At 43.4% G+C, this 22934-nt stretch carries 15 protein-coding genes and 2 pseudogenes; 12 read left to right on the forward strand and 5 right to left on the reverse strand.

Annotation, left to right across the window (positions count from 1 at the left end; translation table 11 throughout):
• Positions 1–154 precede the first annotated feature (154 nt).
• From C3F22_RS07775 to C3F22_RS07830, 12 genes are all read left to right on the forward strand, one after another.
• Positions 155–1030, forward strand: a complete 876-nt coding sequence (locus tag C3F22_RS07775; RefSeq protein WP_004786195.1) for a MetQ/NlpA family ABC transporter substrate-binding protein — start codon at positions 155–157, stop codon at positions 1028–1030.
• A gap of 72 nt (positions 1031–1102) precedes the next feature.
• Positions 1103–2128: a methionine ABC transporter ATP-binding protein gene (locus C3F22_RS07780; RefSeq protein WP_104426216.1), complete on the forward strand. Its 1026-nt coding sequence runs from the start codon at positions 1103–1105 to the stop codon at positions 2126–2128.
• Positions 2125–2820 (forward strand): methionine ABC transporter permease, encoded by a 696-nt coding sequence (locus C3F22_RS07785; RefSeq protein ID WP_004786199.1) that lies wholly within the window; start codon positions 2125–2127, stop codon positions 2818–2820. Before C3F22_RS07780 ends, C3F22_RS07785 begins: the two co-directional genes overlap by 4 nt.
• Before the next feature lie 596 nt (positions 2821–3416).
• On the forward strand, positions 3417–6989 hold the full coding sequence (gene dnaE, locus C3F22_RS07790) for a DNA polymerase III subunit alpha (protein ID WP_104426217.1): 3573 nt from the start codon (positions 3417–3419) through the stop codon (positions 6987–6989).
• Positions 6990–7024: 35 nt separating this feature from the next.
• Positions 7025–7873, forward strand: a complete 849-nt coding sequence (locus C3F22_RS07795) for an RNA methyltransferase (protein ID WP_104426218.1) — start codon at positions 7025–7027, stop codon at positions 7871–7873.
• Positions 7873–8682, forward strand: a complete 810-nt coding sequence (gene cysE / locus C3F22_RS07800; protein ID WP_004786206.1) for a serine O-acetyltransferase — start codon at positions 7873–7875, stop codon at positions 8680–8682. Before C3F22_RS07795 ends, cysE begins: the two co-directional genes overlap by 1 nt.
• A gap of 123 nt (positions 8683–8805) precedes the next feature.
• The gene (locus C3F22_RS07805; protein ID WP_104426219.1) at positions 8806–9756 is read left to right on the forward strand and encodes an ABUW_2363 family tetratricopeptide repeat lipoprotein; all 951 of its coding nucleotides are present in this window, start codon (positions 8806–8808) and stop codon (positions 9754–9756) included.
• A gap of 124 nt (positions 9757–9880) precedes the next feature.
• Positions 9881–11887, forward strand: a complete 2007-nt coding sequence (locus C3F22_RS07810; RefSeq protein WP_171284721.1) for an esterase/lipase family protein — start codon at positions 9881–9883, stop codon at positions 11885–11887.
• Positions 11888–12177: 290 nt separating this feature from the next.
• A complete protein-coding gene (gene mutS, locus C3F22_RS07815; RefSeq protein WP_104426221.1) occupies positions 12178–14802 on the forward strand; it encodes a DNA mismatch repair protein MutS in 2625 nt (874 codons plus the stop codon).
• 204 nt (positions 14803–15006) lie between these two features.
• Entirely contained in the window at positions 15007–15330 is a 324-nt protein-coding gene (fdxA, locus tag C3F22_RS07820) for a ferredoxin FdxA (RefSeq protein ID WP_004786212.1), read from the forward strand.
• A gap of 141 nt (positions 15331–15471) precedes the next feature.
• Complete coding sequence (locus tag C3F22_RS07825) at positions 15472–16185, forward strand: D-Ala-D-Ala carboxypeptidase family metallohydrolase (RefSeq protein WP_004786214.1); 714 nt, start codon at positions 15472–15474, stop codon at positions 16183–16185.
• Between the two features lie 132 nt (positions 16186–16317).
• The gene (locus C3F22_RS07830) at positions 16318–16983 is read left to right on the forward strand and encodes an O-methyltransferase (protein ID WP_104426222.1); all 666 of its coding nucleotides are present in this window, start codon (positions 16318–16320) and stop codon (positions 16981–16983) included.
• 170 nt (positions 16984–17153) lie between these two features.
• On the opposite strand, the gene C3F22_RS07835 is transcribed toward C3F22_RS07830, so the two are convergent.
• The 5 genes and pseudogenes from C3F22_RS07835 to C3F22_RS07855 all read right to left on the reverse strand — a co-directional run bounded on the left by C3F22_RS07835 (position 17154) and on the right by C3F22_RS07855 (position 22830).
• Entirely contained in the window at positions 17154–17996 is an 843-nt protein-coding gene (locus tag C3F22_RS07835) for a universal stress protein (RefSeq protein ID WP_034703837.1), read from the reverse strand.
• Between the two features lie 187 nt (positions 17997–18183).
• Positions 18184–18801 (reverse strand): acyltransferase, encoded by a 618-nt coding sequence (locus tag C3F22_RS07840; RefSeq protein WP_104426223.1) that lies wholly within the window; start codon positions 18799–18801, stop codon positions 18184–18186.
• Entirely contained in the window at positions 18794–19393 is a 600-nt protein-coding gene (locus C3F22_RS07845) for an IMPACT family protein (RefSeq protein ID WP_104426996.1), read from the reverse strand. Before C3F22_RS07845 ends, C3F22_RS07840 begins: the two co-directional genes overlap by 8 nt.
• Before the next feature lie 114 nt (positions 19394–19507).
• Positions 19508–20695, reverse strand: a pseudogene (locus tag C3F22_RS07850) (HlyD family efflux transporter periplasmic adaptor subunit).
• Positions 20692–22830, reverse strand: a pseudogene (locus tag C3F22_RS07855) (type I secretion system permease/ATPase). The pseudogenes C3F22_RS07850 and C3F22_RS07855 overlap by 4 nt, the downstream one beginning before the upstream one ends.
• Positions 22831–22934 lie beyond the last annotated feature (104 nt).

Below are 22934 nucleotides of genomic sequence, written 5' to 3' on the forward strand. Positions count from 1 at the left end.
CGAATTAACGTGAACTGTTGCAGTACATTTGCATTTTCCCTGCCGGAGCCACATGCGACTCGATCTAAGGTCAGCTGAAAGTGTAATAAAACTCCACTTTAACATGACCTTAAAATGCATATACTTTAGGCAACACGAAAATTAGGACATCTTTATGAAAAAGCTACTTGGCGTTTTACTCAGTGCATCTGTACTGACTTTAACTGCATGCGGAAAACAAGAAGCGCCTGCAACGGATGCAGCACAAAACAAAGACTCAGGTGAACTGCAAACTGTTACTATGGCATCTACTGGTTCAGATGCTGACGTATGGCGCTACATTTCAACTTTGCCTGAAACTAAACAAGCCGGCATCAAACTTGATGTGAAAAACTTCACTGACTATGTGGCGATGAATACTGCTGTTGCCAACAAAGAAATTGATGTCAACGCATTCCAGTCTTATGCCTATATGGTTGCTTATAACGACGCCAATACTCAAAAGATCGCTCCGCTTTCTACGACTTATCTTGAGCCAATGGGGATCTACTCAAGCAAAGTAAAAAAAGTAGAAGAATTTAAAACAGGTGCGACGATTGCAATTCCAAACGACGGCGCGAATGAATCACGCGCATTGTTATTATTACAATCTGCTGGTCTGGTAAAACTTAAACCAAACTTTGACCTGGTAAAAGGCACGCCTGCTGACATTACTGAAAATGCGAAACAGATTGTTATCAAGCCAATTCAAATGGCGACTGCAGTTCGTGTGAAAGATGAAGTTGATGCGATTGTTCTAGGTAATACTTTGGCAATGGAAGGTGGTCTGAACGTATTGAAAGATGCGATCTATTACGAAGCGATTGATCAAAGTACTAAAATGAATGTTAACGTTTTAGCTGTCGCTGCTGACCGTCAAAATGATCCTGTACTTCAAAAAGTTGGCCAGTTGTATCATACTCCTGCTGTGAAAGCCTATGTTGATGAACACTTCGGTGGTACTAAAGTTGCTGTAAATAAACCAGTGACTTATTTAACCGAAGAAAAGTAATACAATAATCAATATTCAGAACAGGCAAGATTTCTTGCCTGTTTTTTTATTCGTGATGCAGTATTTGACACTATGATTGAATTTAAAGACATCTCCAAACAGTATGAGCTCAAGGGTCAAACCTTACGTGCCTTGAATCGGATTAATTTACAGATTCCGACCGGCAGTATCTTTGGCATTATTGGCTATAGTGGTGCCGGTAAAAGTACCCTGATCCGCCTGATTAATCTGCTTGAACGCCCAACGTCTGGTCAGGTGATTATCAATGGCACGAACTTTACTGCTTTGGATGCCAAATCATTGCGTCAGGAACGTACCCAGATCGGCATGATTTTTCAGCATTTTAACTTGATGCAGACTAAAACAGTGGCTGCCAATATTGAAATGCCAATGAAGTTGCTTGGCTGGAGTAAAGCTGAACGGGAAAAACGTCTCGAAGAACTGCTGGATTTTATTGACCTGAAACATAAGCGTCATGCTTTTCCGGACGAGTTATCAGGCGGTCAAAAGCAGCGTGTCGGTATTGCGCGTGCCCTCGCGAATCATCCCAAAATTCTGCTGTGTGATGAAGCAACTTCTGCTCTAGATCCGCAAACGACTAAATCTGTACTGCAACTTCTGAAACGTATTAATCAGGAACAAGGCATTACCATTGTCATGGTCACCCATGAAATGGATGTGATCGAAACCGTATGTGATTATGTGGCTGTCATGGAAAAAGGTGATGTGATTGAAACCGGTTCTACCCTGCAGATCTTTAGTCAGCCGCAACATCCAACGACAAAGAACTTTATTCAGACTGTACTCCAGCAAAACTTGCCAGTGAATATTTTGGCGAATCTGGAAAATCAGAATCATCACAGTATTTATTGTTTAAAATTCCTGGGCAGCTCAGCGCAGGAAACCGTGATTCAAGGTGTGATCAAACAGTTTGATGTCAGTTTAAATATCCTGTTTGCCAATATGACAGAAATTAATGGTTCAGTGATTGGTCAGATGTTTATCCAACTTTTAGGCGATCCAGCGCAAATCACAGCGGCAATGCAATATCTGAGAGATAACGGCGTACAAGTCGATCAGGCAGGAGTACAAGAATGAGAGACTTAATTGTACAGTGGTTGACCACCATTACTGCGCCATTCTGGAAAAGTTCACTATCGATGGATCAGTTTGTTACTGCACTGCAAGAAACCTTTCACATGGTGTTCTTCGCAATGCTGTTTGGCTGTATCTGGGGCTTTATTCAGGCGATCATTTTACTTGTCACTCGCCCAAACGGGATTCTGCCAAACCGTGTGATTTATCATGCTCTAAACCCGATTGTGAATGCACTGCGTTCCCTACCCTTTATTATTCTGCTGATTGCAGTTATTCCCTTAACAAAATTCTTGGTCGGTACTTCTATCGGTACTTGGGCAGCGATTGTACCTCTAACTATTTATGTCGGTCCTTATATCGGCCGTCTGGTAGAAACTTCTCTACTGGAAGTGAATGAAGGCATTATCGAATCTGCACAAGCGATGGGAGCAACGCCAATGCAGATTATCTTTAAGTTTATTCTGCCAGAAGCACGTAGCTCACTGATTCTGAACCTGACCACAGCAACCATTAGCCTGATTGGTGCAACCGCAATGGCGGGTGCCGTTGGTGCTGGTGGTATTGGTGACTTAGCGATCTCTTATGGTTATCAGCGTTTTGATACATCTGTGGTGATCATGACCGTGATTGTCTTATTGATTCTGGTGCAGATTGTACAAAGTGTTGGCGACTGGTTATCGCGACTTCGTTAAGCTAAATTCCTAAGTAAATAAAGCCCTCTTTTTGAGGGTTTTATTTTCTACCCATAAAAATATCTGCATCTTAAACATCGAAGCGAACATTTGATACATGGCTTAGTAGCATGGATGCTGCCGTTGATCTGTCTTACACAAGCTTTAAAGCAATGCTTAAAGCTTGCTCAGGAAGTGCCATCAGATCAACGAGGGGTTTTGTTACTTTTGGCCCGTCAAAAGTAAGGCATAACTACTCAAAATTTAAATTAAAGTAAAAATAATGAAATTCTAATTTTCAAATAACTTTATGAATAAACTTACTGACACTTGAAATTCTTCTTTTACTTTTGAAAGATGAATAGCACTGCTATGCAAGGTAACAAAAATCTTCTGTTAACTTGATGATACGTCCCAATATCACAAGCCAACGGCGACATCCATGTCGCCTAATACAAATTCAATTTGGATACGTAGTTCTATTCCGATAAAATGATAAACATGACTTTAAGTCAATTCTAATTCACAATCTAAAAGTTCAGCATTTCCCCTCAATTTCAAACTGAAACAATAAATCCCGTGCTAAACTATCGAGTGGTTTTTGCAGGGACTCATTTATGCACTTTGTTCATCTTGGTATTCATACAGAATTTTCGATTACTGAATCCATCGTACGTATACCTGACTTGGTCAAAGCTGCTGCGAATGACGAGATGCCAGCACTCGCGCTGACTGACTTATCCAATCTACATGCTGCTGTTAAATTCTATAAAAAATGTTTGGATAAAGGCATCAAACCGATTCTTGGCTCTGAAATTCGTCTGAATGATGCTGAGCATCGGGTTACCCTGCTTTCCATGACCAACAAAGGCTGGCGCAACCTGACCGAACTGGTGTCTGAAGGTTATATCAGCGGTCAGCAACTGGATATTCCTTGCGTACAAAAAGATTGGATCTTGAATCAGCACGATGACATGATCGTATTGCTCGGTATGCAGTCCGATGTCGGCAAAATGCTGATTACTTCAAATCCCGATAAAGCTGAACCGCTACTGCAAGAATGGGTAGAGAAATTTGGAAATCGTGTTTATCTCGCCCTCACCCGCACTGGCCGTGCTAATGAAGATACTTTCATTGAAGAAGCGGTAAAGCTCGCAAAGAAATATAATATTGGTGTAGTTGCACATAATGATGTGCATTTTATTGCACGCGAAGACTTTGAAGCACATGAAGCGCGTGTCTGTATCGCAGATGGTTATGTGCTTGGTGATAATCGCCGTCCTAAAACCTATAGCCCTGAGCAATATTTTAAAAGCTCAACAGAAATGGCGGAACTGTTTAGCGATATTCCAACCGCGATTGAAAACACCCTCCATATCGCAAAACGTTGTAATGTCACCCTACGTTTAGGTTTCAACGATCTACCAGATTATCCAATTCCTGAAGGCCATACTATTGACACCTACTTCGCACATTTATGTGAAGAAGGTTTAGAAGAACGCCTGAACTTCCTGTATCCACCAGAAAAACGTGAAGAAGACTGGCCTATCATCCGTCAGCCTTATGATGAACGTCTGGCCTTTGAGATCAAGATTATTCTGGATATGGGCTTCCCAGGGTACTTCTTGATCGTCATGGACTTCATTCAATGGTCCAAAGGAAATGGCGTACCGGTAGGTCCGGGCCGTGGTTCAGGTGCGGGTTCCCTCGTAGCCTATAGTTTGAAAATTACCGATCTTGATCCTCTGCGCTATGACCTGCTGTTCGAACGTTTCTTGAACCCGGAACGTGTTTCGATGCCCGACTTTGACGTCGATTTCTGTATCGCTGGTCGTGACCGCGTAATTGACTATGTGGCACAGACTTATGGTCGTGATGCGGTATCGCAAATTGCGACTTTCGGTACCATGGCAGCGAAAGGTGCGATTCGAGATGTAGCCCGTGTCCTCGGTAAATCTTATGGTCTGGCTGATCGTATTTCCAAACTGATTCCCACCAAGCCTTTGGGTTTAAGCCTTGAAGAATCATTGGAAGCTGAACCTCAACTGAAAGATATCGTCACCAATCCATCGAATCCAGATTATGACGATGCTTCGGAAATCTGGGAAATGGCATTGAAACTGGAAGGCATTACTCGTAATACCGGTAAACATGCCGGTGGTGTAGTCATTGCCCCTACCAAGCTGACCGACTATTCGGCCGTGATGTGTGATGCTGATGGTACTGCACGCGTTGCCCAGTTCGATAAGGACGATGTCGAAGCTGCCGGTCTAGTGAAATTCGACTTCTTAGGTCTACGTAACCTGACCGTTATTGAAGATGCCATCAAGCACATCAATGCACGCCCAGACGTGACCGAACCGGTGAATATTTCCTATATTCCGCTGGATGACAAGCCAGCCTATAACATCTTCGCGACGGCGAATACCACCGCGGTATTCCAGTTTGAATCCGTCGGCATGAAGAAGATGCTCAAGGAAGCGCGTCCAAGCAAGTTCGAAGAAATTATCGCCTTCGTATCGTTATATCGTCCGGGTCCAATGGATCTGATTCCTGACTTTATCCATCGTATGCATGGTGGCGAGTTTGAATACCTGCATCCATTACTGGAAAAGGTATTAGAGCCGACTTACGGGATCATGGTCTACCAAGAACAGGTAATGCAGTCGGCACAGTTCTGTGCCGGCTATAGCTTGGGTGGTGCGGACTTACTTCGTCGTGCGATGGGTAAGAAAAAACCTGAAGAAATGATCAAGCAGCGTAAGATCTTCATTGAAGGTGCTGCGAAAAAAGATATCGATGAAGCAACGGCGAACCATATCTTCGACTATATGGAAAAATTCGCAGGCTATGGCTTTAACAAATCGCATGCTGCAGCCTATGCACTTGTCGCCTATCAAACAGCTTGGTTGAAAGCGCATTATCCTGCTGAATTCATGTCAGCGGTGATGACCTCGGAAATGCAGAACACTGATAACGTGGTGTTCCTGATTGATGATTGCCGTCATAACGGACTGGAAGTATTACCACCATCGGTGAATATGTCGATTTACCAGTTCCATGCCAGTGATCCAAAAACTATTGTGTATGGTTTAGGTGCGATTAAAGGCGTGGGTGAAGCGGCAATGCAGTCAGTGATTGAATCACGTCAGAAAGAAGGTCCTTATAAAGACCTGTTTGACTTCTGTCACCGTATCGACCTGAAAAAAATCAATAAACGTACGCTCGAAGCCTTGATCCGTGCTGGTGCACTGGATTGCTTGGGCATTGAACGCGCTGATTTAATGGCACAGCTTCCTGAAGCAGTACAGGCTGCAGATCAGGCCCGTCAGAACCGTGAAACCGGGATCATGGATCTATTTGGTGAAGTTGAAGAAGTTCAGCGTAAACCGGCCAAACCGGTGAAACCTTGGTCTGATGAAGTCCGTCTCAAAGGTGAAAAAGATACACTCGGCCTATATCTAACGGGTCACCCAATTGATGTATATCGTAATGAGCTAAAAGCATTCGTACCTTGTCAGATCAATGAATTAACCCCGACCCGTCGTGGTGTAACGACTGTGTTTGCTGGTCTGGTAGTCGATGTCGCTAACTTCCCGAACCGGATGGTGGTGACATTAGATGATGGTACGGCACGTATCGAAATCTCCACCAACCATGAACGCTTCCAGCGCTTTAAAGACATCGTTCAGGTTGATAAAGTCGTGGTGATTGAAGGTGAAATTTACGAGCGTGAAGGTTTTGATCGCCCACTCGGTCGTTTGACCAAAGCCTTTAGCCTGAATGAAATCCGTCAGAAACGCGCTAACAGCATCAAGATTACCTTGCAAGCTGAACATTACAGCAAAACCCTCAGCCGTGACTTGCAGCAAATTCTGATGCCATATACCAATGTGGATATGAGCACGCATATTCCAGTGATTCTGTATCTGGATTATGGCTATGCCACGGCTGAACTGCATCTGGGCTTAAGCTGGAAAGTTGCACCACTGGATGATCTTCTCGCCAAGCTGCGTGACTATTTTGGCAAGACTGCGCTCTATATCGAGTATCAGGTGAAGTCTAAAGCTGCACGTGCCGTATCTTATAAAGAAGCTAAGCCAGTTGAGGTTCCGCCTCCGCCTGCTGACATGAGCATGGACGATGCCTTGGCACAATATGAAGCTGAATCTCAGCTGCAGTATTCATAAATCTCCCATTTTAATATATCCAAACTGGAATCATCATGAGTCAAATTGACAATGCTGCTGTTTCAGCACATCTCTCCCATGTGCGTATTGTCATGGTTAATACCACCCTGCCTGCCAATATCGGTAGCGCATTACGTGCCATGAAAACCATGGGCCTGTGCAAACTGGTCTTGGTCGCACCAAAAACCTACCCGCATCCAGATATTGATGCGCTGGCTGCAGGTGCAACCGATCTGATCGAACAGATTGAGATCGTAGAAACGCTAGAAGAAGCCATTAAAGATTGCCAGATCGTCTTTGGTACCAGTGCGCGTAGTCGCACTATTCCATGGCCTTTACTAGATGTCCGTCCAGCGGCAGAAAAAGCACTTTCTGCTGTGGTGCAAGAAAAACAGGAAATTGCGATTCTGTTTGGCCGTGAAGACCGTGGTCTGACCAATGAAGAACTGGCGATTGCGAATTATCACTTAACCATTCCTGTGAATACGGACTATGGTGTTTTGAATGTTGCTCAAGCCATTCAGGTGATCTGCTATGAACTGCGTATGGCGGCACTGGATCAGGTTGAACACCCACGTGATCCAAAAGCCACCATGCAAGTTATTGATGGCATTGAAATGGAATGGGATGAACCGCTGGTGACCCATGAACAGATGGAACAGTTCTACCCTCATCTGGAAAAAATGCTGGCAGAAATTGAATTTATGGATCCAAAAAACCCACGATTACTTCCTTTACGCTTGCGTCGCCTTTTCGGACGTATACAATTAGATCGTATGGAATATCACTTACTTCGTGGTATTTTCACTCGTGTTCAGGCACTGAATAACGGCACCTGGAAAAAATCTTCCCATACATCACAACAGGATGAGGATCAAAACTAATGCTAAAACAGCTCAAAGAAGATATCCAAGCTGTCTTTGCGCGCGATCCTGCAGCACGCAATACCTTAGAAGTCTTAACCACCTACCCTGGCATTCATGCACTGATTATGCATCGTATGGCACATGAGCTATGGAAAAAAGACTGTAAAGGTACAGCGCGTGTTTTGTCCTCTTTTAGCCGTTTTGCAACAGGTATCGAAATTCATCCGGGCGCCAAGATTGGTAAACGTTTTTTCATTGATCACGGCATGGGCGTTGTGATTGGTGAAACTGCGGAAATTGGCGATGATGTCACCCTGTATCATGGTGTGACTTTGGGTGGTACAACCTGGAATAAAGGCAAACGTCACCCGACTCTGGAAGATGGCGTTGTTGTTGGTGCAGGTGCCAAAATCCTAGGTCCATTCACGGTAGGTAAAAATGCCAAGGTCGGTTCCAATGCTGTGGTTACCAAAGCAGTTCCGCCGAATACCACAGCGGTTGGCAACCCAGCGCGCTTTATCACCAAAGATCAGCCAAAAGATGATGCTGAAGCACGTCGTCGTGATTATGCCGAAAGTATTGGCTTCCAGCCTTATGCAACTACACAGGATCAGACAGACCCGATTCTGGAAGGCATGCGTGTTTTACTTGACCGTATTCAACAAAATGAAAAACGCATGAATACGCTGTGCAACCGCCTGTCTTTGCTTGACCCGACTTTCAAGAAAAACCAGTTAAATGAACAGCCATTTAGCAAAGAAGAACTTAAAATTCTGGAAGATGCGCGCCGTGAGTGCGAAGCACAAACCAGTCAGTCCAAGGCCTGACTGTAAATCGTAATTCTTTTGTAACACGCATTTGCTTGCATGATCGCAGCACTTTTCATAGACTGACGATCATGCATTTTTTTGAATAGATGTTTTAAAAAATAACATAAATGGACGGATATTATGACCTTGAAGCCCTTAGCAATTTCTTGCTTAGCTTTTACCATGACGGCGTGCTCTATGGCACCGACATCAAGCAAACAAGAACAGAAACAAGCTGATCAGGTAGTTTTTGTTGAACCTGAAATTACTCCGCCATTTTATGCTTTAAACCCGTTTAACTATAACGAACCACCTCCATTTGAAGTTCATTTGCAAAAAGCCGCTGCGCAGCCAGTGACAAAAATGGTGGTGACTGATCCTAAAGATCCGTCTAAACAGTTAACCCTAGATGTAAACAAGCTGATTATCCCGATGGTGGATAGCAATACACGCAGTATGCGTTATGCAGCACTTGCCAATGAAAATGAAATCGACATTACCGAAATCGATGATTTCTTGCAGATGGTAGAAGGTAAAGCGCGTCATTATCCACCTCGTTTTAGCGACCGTCAGGAACGCCGTGGTTTTGAAGCAAAGCTTCGCGAAGTTTCTCAACAGCTAGATACTCTAGCTTCACGTCCAAATGCTTCATTTGATGTATTAATGCGTGCATTTAAGGCCAGCGTGATGGCACGTAATCTTGATTTAGGTTCTATCTATACCACCAAGTCAATGACCTATGCACAGCGCATTCTTCGTATCAACCAGGATGATGCTGAAGCAAACTTCTGGTTTGGCTTTGGCCTGTCTGAAGGTGGCGGTCATCGTGAAGCGATTCAGTATTTGGACAAGGCAATGCAGGCGGGTGTTCAGGAAGCTTATTTATCTGCGGCAAATAACTACATTGCCATGGAGAATAAAAAGAATGCTGTTCAGGTTCTGAATAATTACAAAATTAAATATCCGCAAGAAGCTGAAGTCGCTGATCGTCTGATTCAGGAAATTGAAAAACAGGGTCGCTGGAACGTATGGCAAGTCATGCAAACAGCCGCTCCTGCACCAACAACCCCGGCGCCTACACCAGCACAATAAGCTATATTTCAGATTCATAATATTACAAATAGACCGCTCCGGCGGTCTATTTTTATGGGAAAAAATTAGTAAAATACAAAGCATTATCAAGCTTTATAATTTTAAATGAGTGTTCAAAGTCTTTATGCACGAGAAAATAAATAAGATAGCATTACTTTGCACTGTACTCATGACAGCCTTACTCAGTGGCTGTCAGGTGGTGAGTGTTAAAGAGCAGGCTATTAATGTCACCATCAATAATGAACGCGATAGCATTCTTACACGCGATAAGTTGAGTGAAGCCAGTCTGAATGTCCTGTCCATGACCGGACGTGAAGCACAAGTCTGTGAAAATAATCCAGAAGAATGTGTGAAAGAGCTACAAGAAATTCCACAGATTCTGGATGAGCAATTACTTTCCACATCGAGTGAATTATATCTAGCTAAATCACTACAGCTGGGTAAATCGGCTGAATGTAAAACCAGTGCTCTAGCTAAAACCCGATCTGAAGAAAAACAGCAACTGCAAACCCAGAACCTGCAAAAATGTCAGGAACAGCAGTTACAAATGCTGGATAAAAGTATCCGCTACAGTTATGCCTATCTGTTCCAGACTGAACGTGCGCCACAAGACCGGATTTTCGACAACCGACAAGTTCAGATTCGTGACTTTTATAACCTGGCGATTGCTCATTTAATCCAGATCTACGCGGAACGTTATAAAACTAAAGAAGCCGGACAACGCCTGCAGGTTGGCAACAGTGTCTATAACATTAATCTGGACAATTTCCCCCAGCTCAAGAATCAGTCGATTGAACAGTTAATGTCGACCTATAAAATGAACTTCTCTGGTCTGCGCTCGATTACCCGTCGTGACGGTTTCGGCTCTGAGTTTCTGGTGGTTTTGCCGGAAGAAAAAATTTCCAAAAAAGATAAAAAATATCTGGTTGATCCACTAAATTACCAATATCAAAATGGCGTAAATCCTTTTATTCATTCAGCACGTTATCTGGCAACCACAATTACTGCCATTCCAGAATCAGCGAACTCTGTAAAACAGATCCTAAATAACAGCAACTTCCATTTAAAACTTTATGACCCGTATAAATATGACAAGATTAAAGTTGCCAATAAGGAATATACTTTAGCTGCAAATTTTTCAGCGCCTTATGGCTTATGGCTGGCAGAAAATAACCTGGGACGTGCAGCCTATCTGACACTGATCAATCGTGACGATAATCTGGTCATGCCTCATCTATTTATGCTGGAACCTTATAATCCAAATAAAAAGGTTTTAGTGCTGATTCATGGTTTGGCCAGCAGCCCGGAAGCCTGGATTCGTTTAACGAATGATATTATGGGTGATCCGGTCTTAAGAGAAAATTTCCAGGTGTGGCAGGTCTTCTACTCAACCAACATGCCTATTCTGGAAAGCCGTTTCCAGATTAATGCGCTGCTTCAACAAGGTTTCGCGCGTATTAGTAATAATGCACCAGCCAAAAAAGAAGCTGTACTGGTTGGACACAGTATGGGCGGTGTCATTGCCCGTCTATTGGTGAGTGATGCAGATATTACCGAGCCCGCTTTTAATATTGTAAAAAATTCAAAGCTGACCAAGTTCCGGGACAATCCGCTCTTTAAAGCACGCTTGAAAATGCAGCCAGTTCCGAATTTTAGTCGCGCTATTTTCCTGGCAGCACCGCATAAAGGGACCGATTATGCAGATCGCTGGCATACCAAACTGGCACGTAAAATTATTCGTGTTCCGAGTGCCTTTTTGGGCGCATTTGCCGACACAGTCCAAGGTGAAATTGGCTTAAGTGATTTTCTACATGAAGTCGGTCGTGACCTGATTCAAAATGGGCCGAGTGACCTTAGTAAAAAATCAAAATTCACGGCATTGACCAAAGATATCAATCCTGCACCGGGATTCAAATTTCACTCGATTATTGGCAATAATACAGATAGTGATGATGAAAATATCATGACTGATGATGTCGTTGCTTATCAGAGTGCATATCTTGAAGGTGCGGCTTCCAATAAAATTATCAAAGGTGGACATTCCGTTCAGGAAACGCCTGAGGCTGTACTGGAACTCCGCCGCCTTCTCAGATTACATCTGGTCGACTTAGGATTGTATGAGCCTGATTAAATTTTGATGAAAGATATAAAAAAAGCTGCCTATCGGTGGCTTTTTTTATGAGCAACCCATGTATCAATACCCTTTTATGCTTTATATCGACTAAGTCCGTCTAAATACAGATTCCTGCGGATTTATATTTCTTTCTAAAAATTAAATTTGTTAGACTTGAGGCAATTATTTTTGACATTCAAACCGGTCTTTACAGGATTTTAGCTTAGGCTATTTTCCAGGTTTTCTGAGGATAGTGTTTCGGAAAAAGATTCAGGTTTTGCTTTATATATTTAAAGGATTTTTTCTTAATGACCAGTTCAGAACTTGTGGCTGATCTCTCTAGCTTAACGCCCATGATGCAGCAATACATGTCGGTCAAAATGCAGCATCCACACTCATTGATGTTTTATCGCATGGGTGATTTCTATGAACTGTTCTTTGAAGATGCCCATAAGGCCGCTAAAATTTTAGGCATTACCCTGACCCATCGCGGTAAAGCCAATGGCCAGCCAATTCCGATGGCCGGTGTACCTTTCCATGCTGCTGAAGGCTATCTGGCTCGTCTGGTGAAAAAAGGCGAAACGGTGGTGATCTGCGAGCAGATCGGTGAAGTGACTGGTAAAGGTCCAGTTGAACGTGGTGTCGTCCGAATCATTACCCCTGGAACCTTAACCGATGATGCCTTATTAGGTGCTCATCAAACCTCCAACCTGGTTGCTCTATGTGTTCACCAGCAACAAATCGGAATTGCACTTCTTGACCTGAGTGCCGGTTTATTTAAAGTCCAGCAAATCGATTATGACTTAAGTCAGTTAGCCATTGAGTTGGCACGCCTGATGCCTAGCGAAATTGTGATTGATGAAAATCTGCAAGATCAGGCACTGATAGAACACTTAAAACAACAGCTAGATGTTCCGATCAGTAAACGTCCGAATGTTGACTTCAACCAGAACAATGCTCAGAAAACCTTATGTGACCAGTTTGCAGTAAGTACGCTTTCAGGTTTCGGAATTGATCATCTGCCCTTGGCCAAAGCTGCTGCGGCTGCATTGATTCACTATGCCAAAGAAACTCAAAAAACAGCTTTACCGCATATCCGAACCATTCAACTGGAACAAAGTTCAGACTTTATTGCACTGGATCCAGTCACCCGTCGTAATCTTGAGCTAATTGAGCCTTTATTTGAGCATGGCACTTCATTGTTCCAGCTGATCAATGACTGTCAGACCGCTATGGGTGGCCGTCTGCTTAGCCGCACCCTGATGCAACCGCTTCGTGATACTGCGATTCTGGATGAGCGACTGGATGCCACACAGGTATTGCTTGAAGGTTTCCATGAATCGCCAGTCCGTCTGGTCTTAAAAGAAATCAGTGATATTGAACGTGTACTCAGCCGTATCGCTTTAGGCAGTGCGCGTCCACGCGATCTGGTTCAATTACGTCAGGCCTGTGCACAGATTCCATTTTTACGCCATGCATTACAACCACTGTTAAGTCAGCAGAATTCGAAATTATTACAGCAGCTGAATCAAGAACTGGGCGATTTTCATGGTCTGCATCAGCGCCTGATGTCCGCTATCGTTGAAAATCCACCGGTACTGCTACGTGATGGCAATGTCATTGCAGAAGGTTTCGATACCGAGCTGGATGAGCTGCGTAAAATCCGTGATCATGCTGGACAGTTCCTGATTGATCTGGAAATTAAGGAACGGGAGCAAAGCGGCATTCCTACCCTGAAAATCGGCTATAACCGTATCAGTGGTTATTATATCGAACTTACACGTGCACAAGCTGAACAGGCACCTGAACATTATATCCGTCGTCAGACACTGAAAAATGCCGAGCGTTATATCACGCCTGAACTAAAAGCTTTTGAAGATAAAGTGCTGTCTAGCGAATCCCGTGCGCTTGCTCGTGAAAAAATGCTGTTCGAAATGTTGCTGGATGAACTGCGTCAGGATATTGGTAATCTACAGATGATGAGCAGTGCGATTGCCCAGATCGATCTGTTGGCAAACTTTGCGTATCAAGCACGTTTACGCAATTGGGCACGACCAAAATTCAGCCCTGAAATTGGTGTGAAAATCGTTGCCGGCCGTCATCCAGTGGTGGAAGCTTTGAGCAAGGCTGCATTTACTCCCAATGATACCCAGCTGGATTATCAGCACCGTATGGCCATTATTACCGGTCCAAATATGGGTGGTAAATCCACCTTTATGCGCCAGACTGCCCTAATTGCCCTGCTGGCTTATTGCGGTAGTTATGTGCCAGCGCAATCGACAACACTGGGTCCAATTGACCGAATCTTTACCCGGATTGGCTCTGCAGATGATTTGTCTACCGGTAAATCAACCTTTATGGTGGAAATGACGGAGACTTCACAAATCCTGCATCATGCCACCAGCCAGTCGCTAGTCCTGATGGATGAAGTGGGTCGTGGGACCAGTACCTATGATGGGCTGTCCCTGGCTTGGGCTTGTGTGCTGGATCTGACTAAACGGATTCAATGTCTATGTCTGTTCGCAACACATTATTTTGAGCTGACCGAACTGGATAAAGAATCAGGCATTGATAACTACCATGTCACAGCCAAAGAACTAAATGGCAACCTGATTCTGCTGCATAAAGTCCAACATGGTCCAGCTAGTCAGAGTCATGGTTTACAGGTGGCTAAACTGGCAGGTATTCCTGCGGCTGTAATTAAAGAAGCTCAACATCGTTTGAAGATTCTGGAAAAGCAGCATCAGGCCAAACCGCAAAGTCCACAGCATGATCTGTTCGCGATGCCTGAAATCATTGAAAAAGTCATCGAGATTGAAAAGCCTTCAGCAGCGCTTGAATTATTAGAAGACCTTGATGTCGACAATTTGAGTCCACGTGAAGCATTACAGCAACTTTATGCTCTTAAAGATCTCATGAAACAGCCAAGTTAAAATCACTCCTAAGCCCTATCCTGCATAGGGCTTAGCTGATGATGATTCTCATTCCCTGAGCCTTTCCTCAAATCATCGCAGTTTTTTGAAATTTAACAGCCCTATATATAACAAATATCAATAAAAGGAATTGTTTGTTCCCTCTATTTTTGCCTAAAATACGGTATTCGTCATTAGAACCATATTTTTTAGGTAGCTGTCGCCATGACCTTCGTTGTCACTGAAAATTGTATTAAATGTAAATATCAAGACTGTGTTGAAGTTTGCCCTGTAGACTGTTTCTATGAAGGTCCTAACTTCCTTGTGATTAACCCGGACGAGTGTATCGACTGCGCGTTATGTGAGCCTGAATGTCCTGCGAATGCAATTTTCTCTGAAGATGAGTTACCGGAAGGCCAAGAAGTTTTTATCGAGCTAAATGCTGAACTGTCTCAAAAATGGCCGAACATCACTCAAATTGGTGAGCAACCTGCTGACCGTGAAGAGTGGAATGGTAAAACTGATAAATTACAATATCTTGAAAAATAATTTTTCAAATCTTAAAAAAAGACCAGCATAGACTGGTCTTTTTTTATACCCCATCCACACATTTCATTGCAATTTATCCTGATTTTCTCCGTAAAAGTGGACTAAAATAGCGCTATTTTATAAATATCCGAATTGCTATTAATGAAGCATTTAATAAAGGGGTTATTGAGTGTTTGTATAATCCCGCTTGTCTTTGTAGGATGTGCTACCACCACAAAACAGTCTGGTAAGGTAACTCCAGATAAAAGGATTTACATCCCAGAAGAACGAGTCCAGTACAATCATAAACCACAGCCTAAACCGGTTCCTTATGTCTATACTCACTGGGTATCGGCACTGAATAACCTGTCTCTTGTACGTGAATATGAAAACTTTTTGGCCCAGCAAGGAGTCGGGAATATTATTCCAAGCTTTGAGCTGATGCGTACTGCACGGGATTGGGCTAAATGTGGTCGATCGCAATACATGATTCCAAGCCGTGAGCTCTGGTCAAATCAGGTGCCGACCTTACGTGTCTTTAAATATCTGGTTGCAGCCAATGTGCTGACTGATTTTGAAGTCACTTCGGTTTATCGTGACCTGCCTTTAAATCAGTGTGCCGGTGGAGCCAATTCTTCACGTCACCTGTTTAACTCGGCAATTGATTTCCGGATCGGACCTGAGTACCCACAGGCTCAGGATTATGCAGCAATTGAAAATACCAAGTTCAAACTGTGCCAATTCTGGTTACAACATGGACAAAGCCTGAATATGGGGCTCGGTTTATATGCCTCTGGCCAAATCCATATTGATACTCAAGGTTATCGCACTTGGGGTCCGGATTTAAGCCGTCGCTCATCAATGTGTAATTACTAAGTCATTCCAATTGCTATACAAAGCCAGCTTTTGGCTTTGTATAGCCTAAAAAACCAGCGAATATAGAACAATAAATTGCGCTATTCCCGGAAAAGTTTAAAATGCACGCATCACAACAAAGGTGCGATTACTATGCAACAAATGTGGACAGATATTGACCGCTACATTGATTCACATTTAATTCCTGAAGATCCTATCCTGAATCAGACTCTTGAAAATACTGCTGCACATGGTTTTCCAGATCATTTGGCTGTTGCGCCAAATCAGGGAATGCTGCTGCAAATGCTAATTCAGATGAACAAATGCAAACGTGTACTGGAACTGGGAACCTTTGCTGCATATAGTACCATGTGGCTGGCTCGTGCCCTGCCTGAAGACGGTTATATCCTGACAATCGAAGGCCGTGATACACATGCTGCTATGGGACAGGAAAATATTGATCGTGCACAGTTAAAACAGAAAGTTGAGCTGAAATGTGGCCGTGCTGCAGATGTGCTACGTGCCCTGCCTGAAGATACTGAAGCCTTTGACTTTATTTTTATTGATGCTGATAAGCAAAGCTATCCTGAATATCTTGAGCTGAGTTTAAACCTTTCTCACTCCGGCACCATTATCTTCTTGGACAATGTAATTCGTGCCGGTGATATCATCAATCCGGACAATAAAAAACCAAGTATTGAAGGCATTCGTGACATGTTTAAAGCGCTGGAAAATCATCCACGTATCTTGTCTTGTACTGCTTTACAGACCGTCGGTAGCAAAGGCCATGATGGTTTTGCACTCGCAATTGTCAAATAAAACAACTAGAACAAAAATCAGCCAATAAAGTATTCTTGATAAATAACATCATCTTACAGAATGTAACCACAGAGTTATCCACAATATATGAGGATAACTCTGGTTATTTTTAATTCAAGCTGTAACAATTTATCAAAAAATACATCTCTGCAGCTTTTGTCATCCTCTTTTTACTTCGCCACCAATAATGGCACTTTAGAATTTCGGAAAATCGTTGTCGCAATACTGCCCAAGAAGAACTGGTGGATTTTGCTGTGACTGAATGCTCCCAAGACAATTAACTGAATCCCATGTTCCTGCTGATAAGACAGGATATTTTCAGCCACTTCTCCATAGCGGTATTCTGGAACGACCTCTAGTCCTGCTTCAGTCAAATATTGCAGAGGCTCATTCAGGATTTCCACATGATCACCGATATAAAGCAGATGACATTGTAATTGTCTTAATAAATCACTTTCTGCAATACGTTTCATCATCTTCACACAGGTCGGTGAATACTCATAAGCAAAGATAAAACGTGTTGGTGGTCTGAAGTGTTCCCCTACAGTCATCACTGTACAGTTAGCACCACGGATAAAGTTTTCTACATTGGTGCCGATTGGCTTGTTTTTTTCGGCAGAACGCTCACCGAGTAATCCGATTACTGCAATATCATCAGGTTTTAGAATCTGAAAACTTTGTTCCAGAAAATCACCCTTTTCCTGAATATGTGTGGTGCGGATGCCATAATCTTTAAAGATACGATCCGAAATGTGTTGGAGCAGATTATTGCTATAGCTGAGCGCGATTTCACTTTGCTTCTGTTCCAGCTCAGCCAGCTCTTTAAGTAACATGGCATTGCTTTCAAAGCCAATCACACCGCTAATTTCCCCAAGATGATAACTGGCCGGGTAATAATCCAGAACCTGTAATAAAACCAGTTCACGGCCGGTCTGTTTGGCAATCCATGCAGCCGCATCTGCAAGCGCGTTCGTGCATGGTGAGGAGTCTATGCAGGCAATGACACGTTTCATGTTCAGCCTCTCTTTTATAATAAAAATTTCTTAGTTATTTTTAACTTAGCACAAGCATTAGTAAATGTGCACTGAAATCTGTAAGGCTTGAATTGAAATATGTTAACTTTTATGTGATGTTCTAAGGCCTTTAACGAATATTAAGCGCTTGATATCAATCCTTTTTCCAAGCGATTCTTTCACTGTTTTAATCCCGATATCGAATCAATTTTGCCGGATTTCCGGCGACAATTGCACGCGCTTCAATATCCTTCGTGACCATGCTATTCATCCCTATAATCGCCTGATCAGCAATTTTCACCCCATCTTTAATGCCGACATGGGCACCTAGCCAGACATCCCGACCAATCTCAATCCCTTTAGATCTAACGGCCTGCTGATAAATTGGCTGTTCAAGTTCCATCCCATGATCAAAGGCGTAAAGATGACAATAAGCTGCGATACGTACCTGATCATACAGTTTAATCCCTACCCGACCGCCATCCAGAATACAGTGATGATTGATGGCGACTTCGTTACCAATCTCCAAAGGACCATGTAACGTACAATCTGCCGCAATAAAGGTATTATCCCCGATAATAATTTTACGCCCCGGTTCAGCGAAGATATGTGCCAACGGCGAAATAAAACAGTTTTCACCAATCTCGACTGTTTCCATCTCCATTAGATAGGTCTGATATTCTTTCTGCCAAGCTTCAGCCCAACCACGATTCTTCGGTTTTAAGGACCAATATAGCCAAGGCATATAGTTCAGACGATGTTTATGCTGCTCGCGATATTTCAGTAATGGATCTTGTTCAGTCATCTGTGGCTTCTTCTATGATTTTTAATTGTTCACGACCGCGAGTGACATCCTGAATTTTTAAAGCAAAAGGTTCAATCTGATGTTTCTGGAATTGTGCCTGAACCTGTACGCCTTCAGCCGTATATTCTTCCTGATAATCAATCTGCTGCTGATTCAGCTCATACTGAAAAATGGCCCATTCATTAAATTGGCAGGCAAATTCGACTTTTTTCTTTTCAATCAGTTCAATTTTTTCAGCTAATAACAAACATTGTCCAGCACAGCCCCCATAGGCACGTACCAGTCCGCCAGTCCCTAGTTTAATACCGCCATACCAGCGATTCACCAGTACCAGTACATTGGTTAGCTCATTGCCCTCAATAGTCGCAAGGATCGGCCGACCTGCTGTACCCGATGGCTCACCATCATCATTAAAGCGTACATGATGACCGATTTTCCAGGCCCAGCATTGATGAGTCGTAGTCGGATCACGATAGGTTTCCAGAAAATCCTTCACATCCTGCTCATTTTCTACAGGTGTGGCAAAGGCCTGAAATCGGCTTTTTTTGATGTCTTCCTCAAAACTGACAAGGCTAGCAATGGTAAATGGCATAACTTCAGGCATTCAAATTTCACCTGTGCAGTATACTTGTTTTGATGGGGCAAAGAAAAAGCCTCTCTATACGAGAGGCTTGATTCAATTTAATTTTATTAATTACTTTTAAATTTAACGTTCACGCAATGCTTCTTTAGCCTTGTTGAATGGCTTGATCAGATAGTCCATTACCGTTTTTGCGCCGGTACGAATGTCTACAGAGGCCACCATCCCTGGTGTGATATTAAACTCCTACCCGGCGGCATTTCTCAATTTGTCACTATCGGTACGGATATACACACGATAGTAGAACTGATCCTGTTTGACTTCATCCCGCAAGGTATCTGGTGAAATCACGGTCACTTTACCTTTTAGGCCACCATAAATCGAGTAATCATAGGCAGTAATCTTAACCAGCGCTTCCTGATCAGGACGGATAAAAGCAATATCACGTGGTGAAATTCGGGCTTCAACCAGTAATTTTTCATCCAGAGGTACGATAGTCATCAGTTTGCCATTTTGCGGTACTACGCCACCCAAAGTCATGACATCAATTTCTTTGACCACGCCACGGACTGGAGATTTAAAAATGGTCCGGTTCAAGGTATCTGACTTGCCACGTACCACCTGTTGCTGAGTTTCCACATCAGTATTGGCTTTGGACAGTTCTTCCCGTGCTTTCACATAATATTGGTTGCGAATATCCTTCATCTGGTTACGCAGGTCATTGGCCTCACGCTTCAACCGTAGAACTTCAACTTCACTGGCTGCCCCTTTAGCCACCAATGGCGCGGTCATTTCCAGTTCCTGTTGTACCAGTACCAATGCCAGTTGCAATCCGGCAAGAGATTCTCCCAGATTGGCACGACGTGACTGATTAGAGTGCGGTTTCTTCTTTAACCAGTTTCGGATATTTCAGCACTTCTTCCGGGAAAGACAACGGCGTACCACTCACTTCTGCACGTAAACGAGCGGAAGTCGCACGTGAAGCGATCAGCAAGGATTCTGATTCACCGACGTTGGATTCAAAGCGGGTCGGATCAAGCTGGGCCATTACTTGCCCACGCTCGACAATCTCACCTTCTTTGACATTTAACTTGGTTAGAATGACCCCTCCAGAGACTGAATCACTTGTTCTTTGGAAGATGGAATGACTTTACCCGTACCGGTCGAAACCTCTTCCAGTTTAAATAACTAGGCCCACGTCAGCAGTATTAACAAACCAATGCCCACAATCCAGATAATCAGACTGGATTTAGGTAATGGCGGTTCCTGGAAGCTCACTTTGTTTGAACGCGTTAATATTTGTGGTTCACTCATGCGCTTGCTCCCACGACCCGTTTAGTTCCTACCTGTGACTGATTTAATATCTGGTCTCGTGGACCATCCATGACAATTTTGCCATCATTGACCACAAGAATACGGTCAACTAACTCCAGTACGGCGCGACGATGCGTTGCTACTATCAGCGTACGATGGGTTAAATACCCTTTAAGATGATCAATCAACTGTTTTTCTGACACCTCATCAATGGAAGCGGTCGGTTCATCCAGTAGCAAAATCTTTGGTTGACGAATCAACAACCGCGCTAATAACAAGGCTTGGCGCTGTCCACCAGAAAAGCCGACACCCCCCTCCAAAATGATATGATCCAGGCCTTCTTTTTTCTCCTGTACAAATCCCAGTGCACCGGTAATTTATAAGGCTTCCAGAATTTGCTGATCGGTGGCCAAAGGTGCACCCAAAGTCAGGTTTTCACGAATTGAACCATAAAATAACTGCGAGTTCTGATTTAGCAAACTCATATCACGCCGCACATCTGACGGATCAATCAGGGTCAGATCAATGCCATCCAGTTTGACCTTACCTTGTGCTGGGGTTTGCATACCCGACAACAGTTGCAATAGAGTCGATTTACCAGCACCGTTACGACCCAGAATTGCAATTTTTTCACCAGGTTTGATTTCCAGTTTGGGAATCATCAAACTCGGTTTCGGATCATCATCGCCATATTTGAACACCACACCACTCAGGTCATAATGACCATCTAATACAGGACGGTGAATCAGGTGTGAATAATCCGGCTGATCCACCGGTTTTTTCATCAATTCATCCAGACCGCCTTTAGCAACTTTGGCTTGTTGTAAACGCCCTAAGACACCGGTGATTTGTGAAATAGGTGCCAGCATCCGTGATGACAAAATTGAACAGGCAACTAAAGCACCTGTGGTCATCTCACCATCCATCACTGCAAATGCACCCACCAAGACCACAATGGCAAACGTTAAACCCTGAATTTTTTGAGTCCATGCGGTCATTAATCCAACAATTTTACGTTGTTGCATGCTGATATCAGCAGAGACTTCATTCATGTGATTCCATTGGTTCTGGAAGCGGGTTTCAGCTCTTAACAGCTTGATATCTTCAATCCCTTGTACGGCTTCAACTAATAAGGCATTACGGATTGCAGATTCACGCATTCCCAACTGTGCCAACTTGGCCAGTTTTTTCTGTGCCAGAATCCCAAGAAGAATCATGAGTGGTACTACCAGTAGCATGACCCAGAACAGGTTGCCGCCAATAATCCAGAATATCCCCAGGAACAGAAAGAAGAATGGCAGATCTGCAATTGCCATCACGGTAGTTGAAGTGACCAGTTCACGCACACCTTCAAGTTCACGAATCTGTGAAATAAACGTTCCGGTCGATTTGGAACGCTCACTGTTTTTAATTCTTAAGGAATGCCCAAATACCCGGTCAGATATTTTCAGGTCAGCCCGTTTACCAATAATGTCTGAAAGATAAATACGGGATACCCGTAATATAAATTCGAAAATAGCTGCAATCAGTACACCACCGGCCAACACCCATAAAGTGGGAATCGATTGTGAAGAAATGACACGGTCATAAACGTTCATCGAGAAGACAATCGTTGCCAAAGCCAGAATATTGGCGATTAAAGAGGCAAACATCACATCGATATAGCGTTTCCAGTCTTTCAAAACAATTGACCAGAACCAGTTTTTCTCAAAGGGCTTGATGTATTCGTCGACACGCGCATCCGGCACAGAAGACTCTGGTCGCAGGATATAAACATGCTTCGCACCTGTTTCTAACTGCTCAATCGTAAAACTTTGCGACAAACCAGCATCTCCACTCAGTTGTACACTGACATTGCCTTGTGTGTCGATACGTTCAATAACACCAACATCTCCGCTATCAAATTCAACCATTAAGGGCAAACGCCAGGGATTCAGCAAACTGCTATCGAATTTATTTTTACGGACATTTAATCCCATCTGACGGCTGACAATTTTGAACATTTCATCAATGTCATGATGCTGGTTCCAGTCCAGTTGCAGACGAATCCGCTCCTCAGATGGTTCGATCCGATAATGCTTGGCAATGTTCAAAACTGCCTGAAGCCACGGCTGATAATTTATTGTTGTACTCATGGCTGAACTTCAAACCCCTGAATAGAAATACGGTTAAGCGCGTAAATATCCCGTGTGCGACCTGTCACCTGAATGTATTGCACAATCGTCGAATAGATGTCATA

It is taken from the genome of Acinetobacter sp. ACNIH1 (assembly GCF_002934695.1).
Taxonomy (GTDB): Bacteria; Pseudomonadota; Gammaproteobacteria; order Pseudomonadales; family Moraxellaceae; genus Acinetobacter; species Acinetobacter variabilis.

What these genes read in the sequence shown, in the direction of transcription:
- C3F22_RS07775 (WP_004786195.1), top strand. Translation starts at nt 155, where the DNA reads ATGAAAAAGCTACTTGGCGTTTTACTCAGTGCATCTGTACTGACTTTA.
- C3F22_RS07780 (WP_104426216.1), top strand. Translation starts at nt 1,103, where the DNA reads ATGATTGAATTTAAAGACATCTCCAAACAGTATGAGCTCAAGGGTCAA.
- C3F22_RS07785 (WP_004786199.1), top strand. Translation starts at nt 2,125, where the DNA reads ATGAGAGACTTAATTGTACAGTGGTTGACCACCATTACTGCGCCATTC.
- dnaE (WP_104426217.1), top strand. Translation starts at nt 3,417, where the DNA reads ATGCACTTTGTTCATCTTGGTATTCATACAGAATTTTCGATTACTGAA.
- C3F22_RS07795 (WP_104426218.1), top strand. Translation starts at nt 7,025, where the DNA reads ATGAGTCAAATTGACAATGCTGCTGTTTCAGCACATCTCTCCCATGTG.
- cysE (WP_004786206.1), top strand. Translation starts at nt 7,873, where the DNA reads ATGCTAAAACAGCTCAAAGAAGATATCCAAGCTGTCTTTGCGCGCGAT.
- C3F22_RS07805 (WP_104426219.1), top strand. Translation starts at nt 8,806, where the DNA reads ATGACCTTGAAGCCCTTAGCAATTTCTTGCTTAGCTTTTACCATGACG.
- C3F22_RS07810 (WP_171284721.1), top strand. Translation starts at nt 9,881, where the DNA reads ATGCACGAGAAAATAAATAAGATAGCATTACTTTGCACTGTACTCATG.
- mutS (WP_104426221.1), top strand. Translation starts at nt 12,178, where the DNA reads ATGACCAGTTCAGAACTTGTGGCTGATCTCTCTAGCTTAACGCCCATG.
- fdxA (WP_004786212.1), top strand. Translation starts at nt 15,007, where the DNA reads ATGACCTTCGTTGTCACTGAAAATTGTATTAAATGTAAATATCAAGAC.
- C3F22_RS07825 (WP_004786214.1), top strand. Translation starts at nt 15,472, where the DNA reads ATGAAGCATTTAATAAAGGGGTTATTGAGTGTTTGTATAATCCCGCTT.
- C3F22_RS07830 (WP_104426222.1), top strand. Translation starts at nt 16,318, where the DNA reads ATGCAACAAATGTGGACAGATATTGACCGCTACATTGATTCACATTTA.
- C3F22_RS07835 (WP_034703837.1), bottom strand. Translation starts at nt 17,996, where the DNA reads ATGAAACGTGTCATTGCCTGCATAGACTCCTCACCATGCACGAACGCG.
- C3F22_RS07840 (WP_104426223.1), bottom strand. Translation starts at nt 18,801, where the DNA reads ATGACTGAACAAGATCCATTACTGAAATATCGCGAGCAGCATAAACAT.
- C3F22_RS07845 (WP_104426996.1), bottom strand. Translation starts at nt 19,393, where the DNA reads ATGCCATTTACCATTGCTAGCCTTGTCAGTTTTGAGGAAGACATCAAA.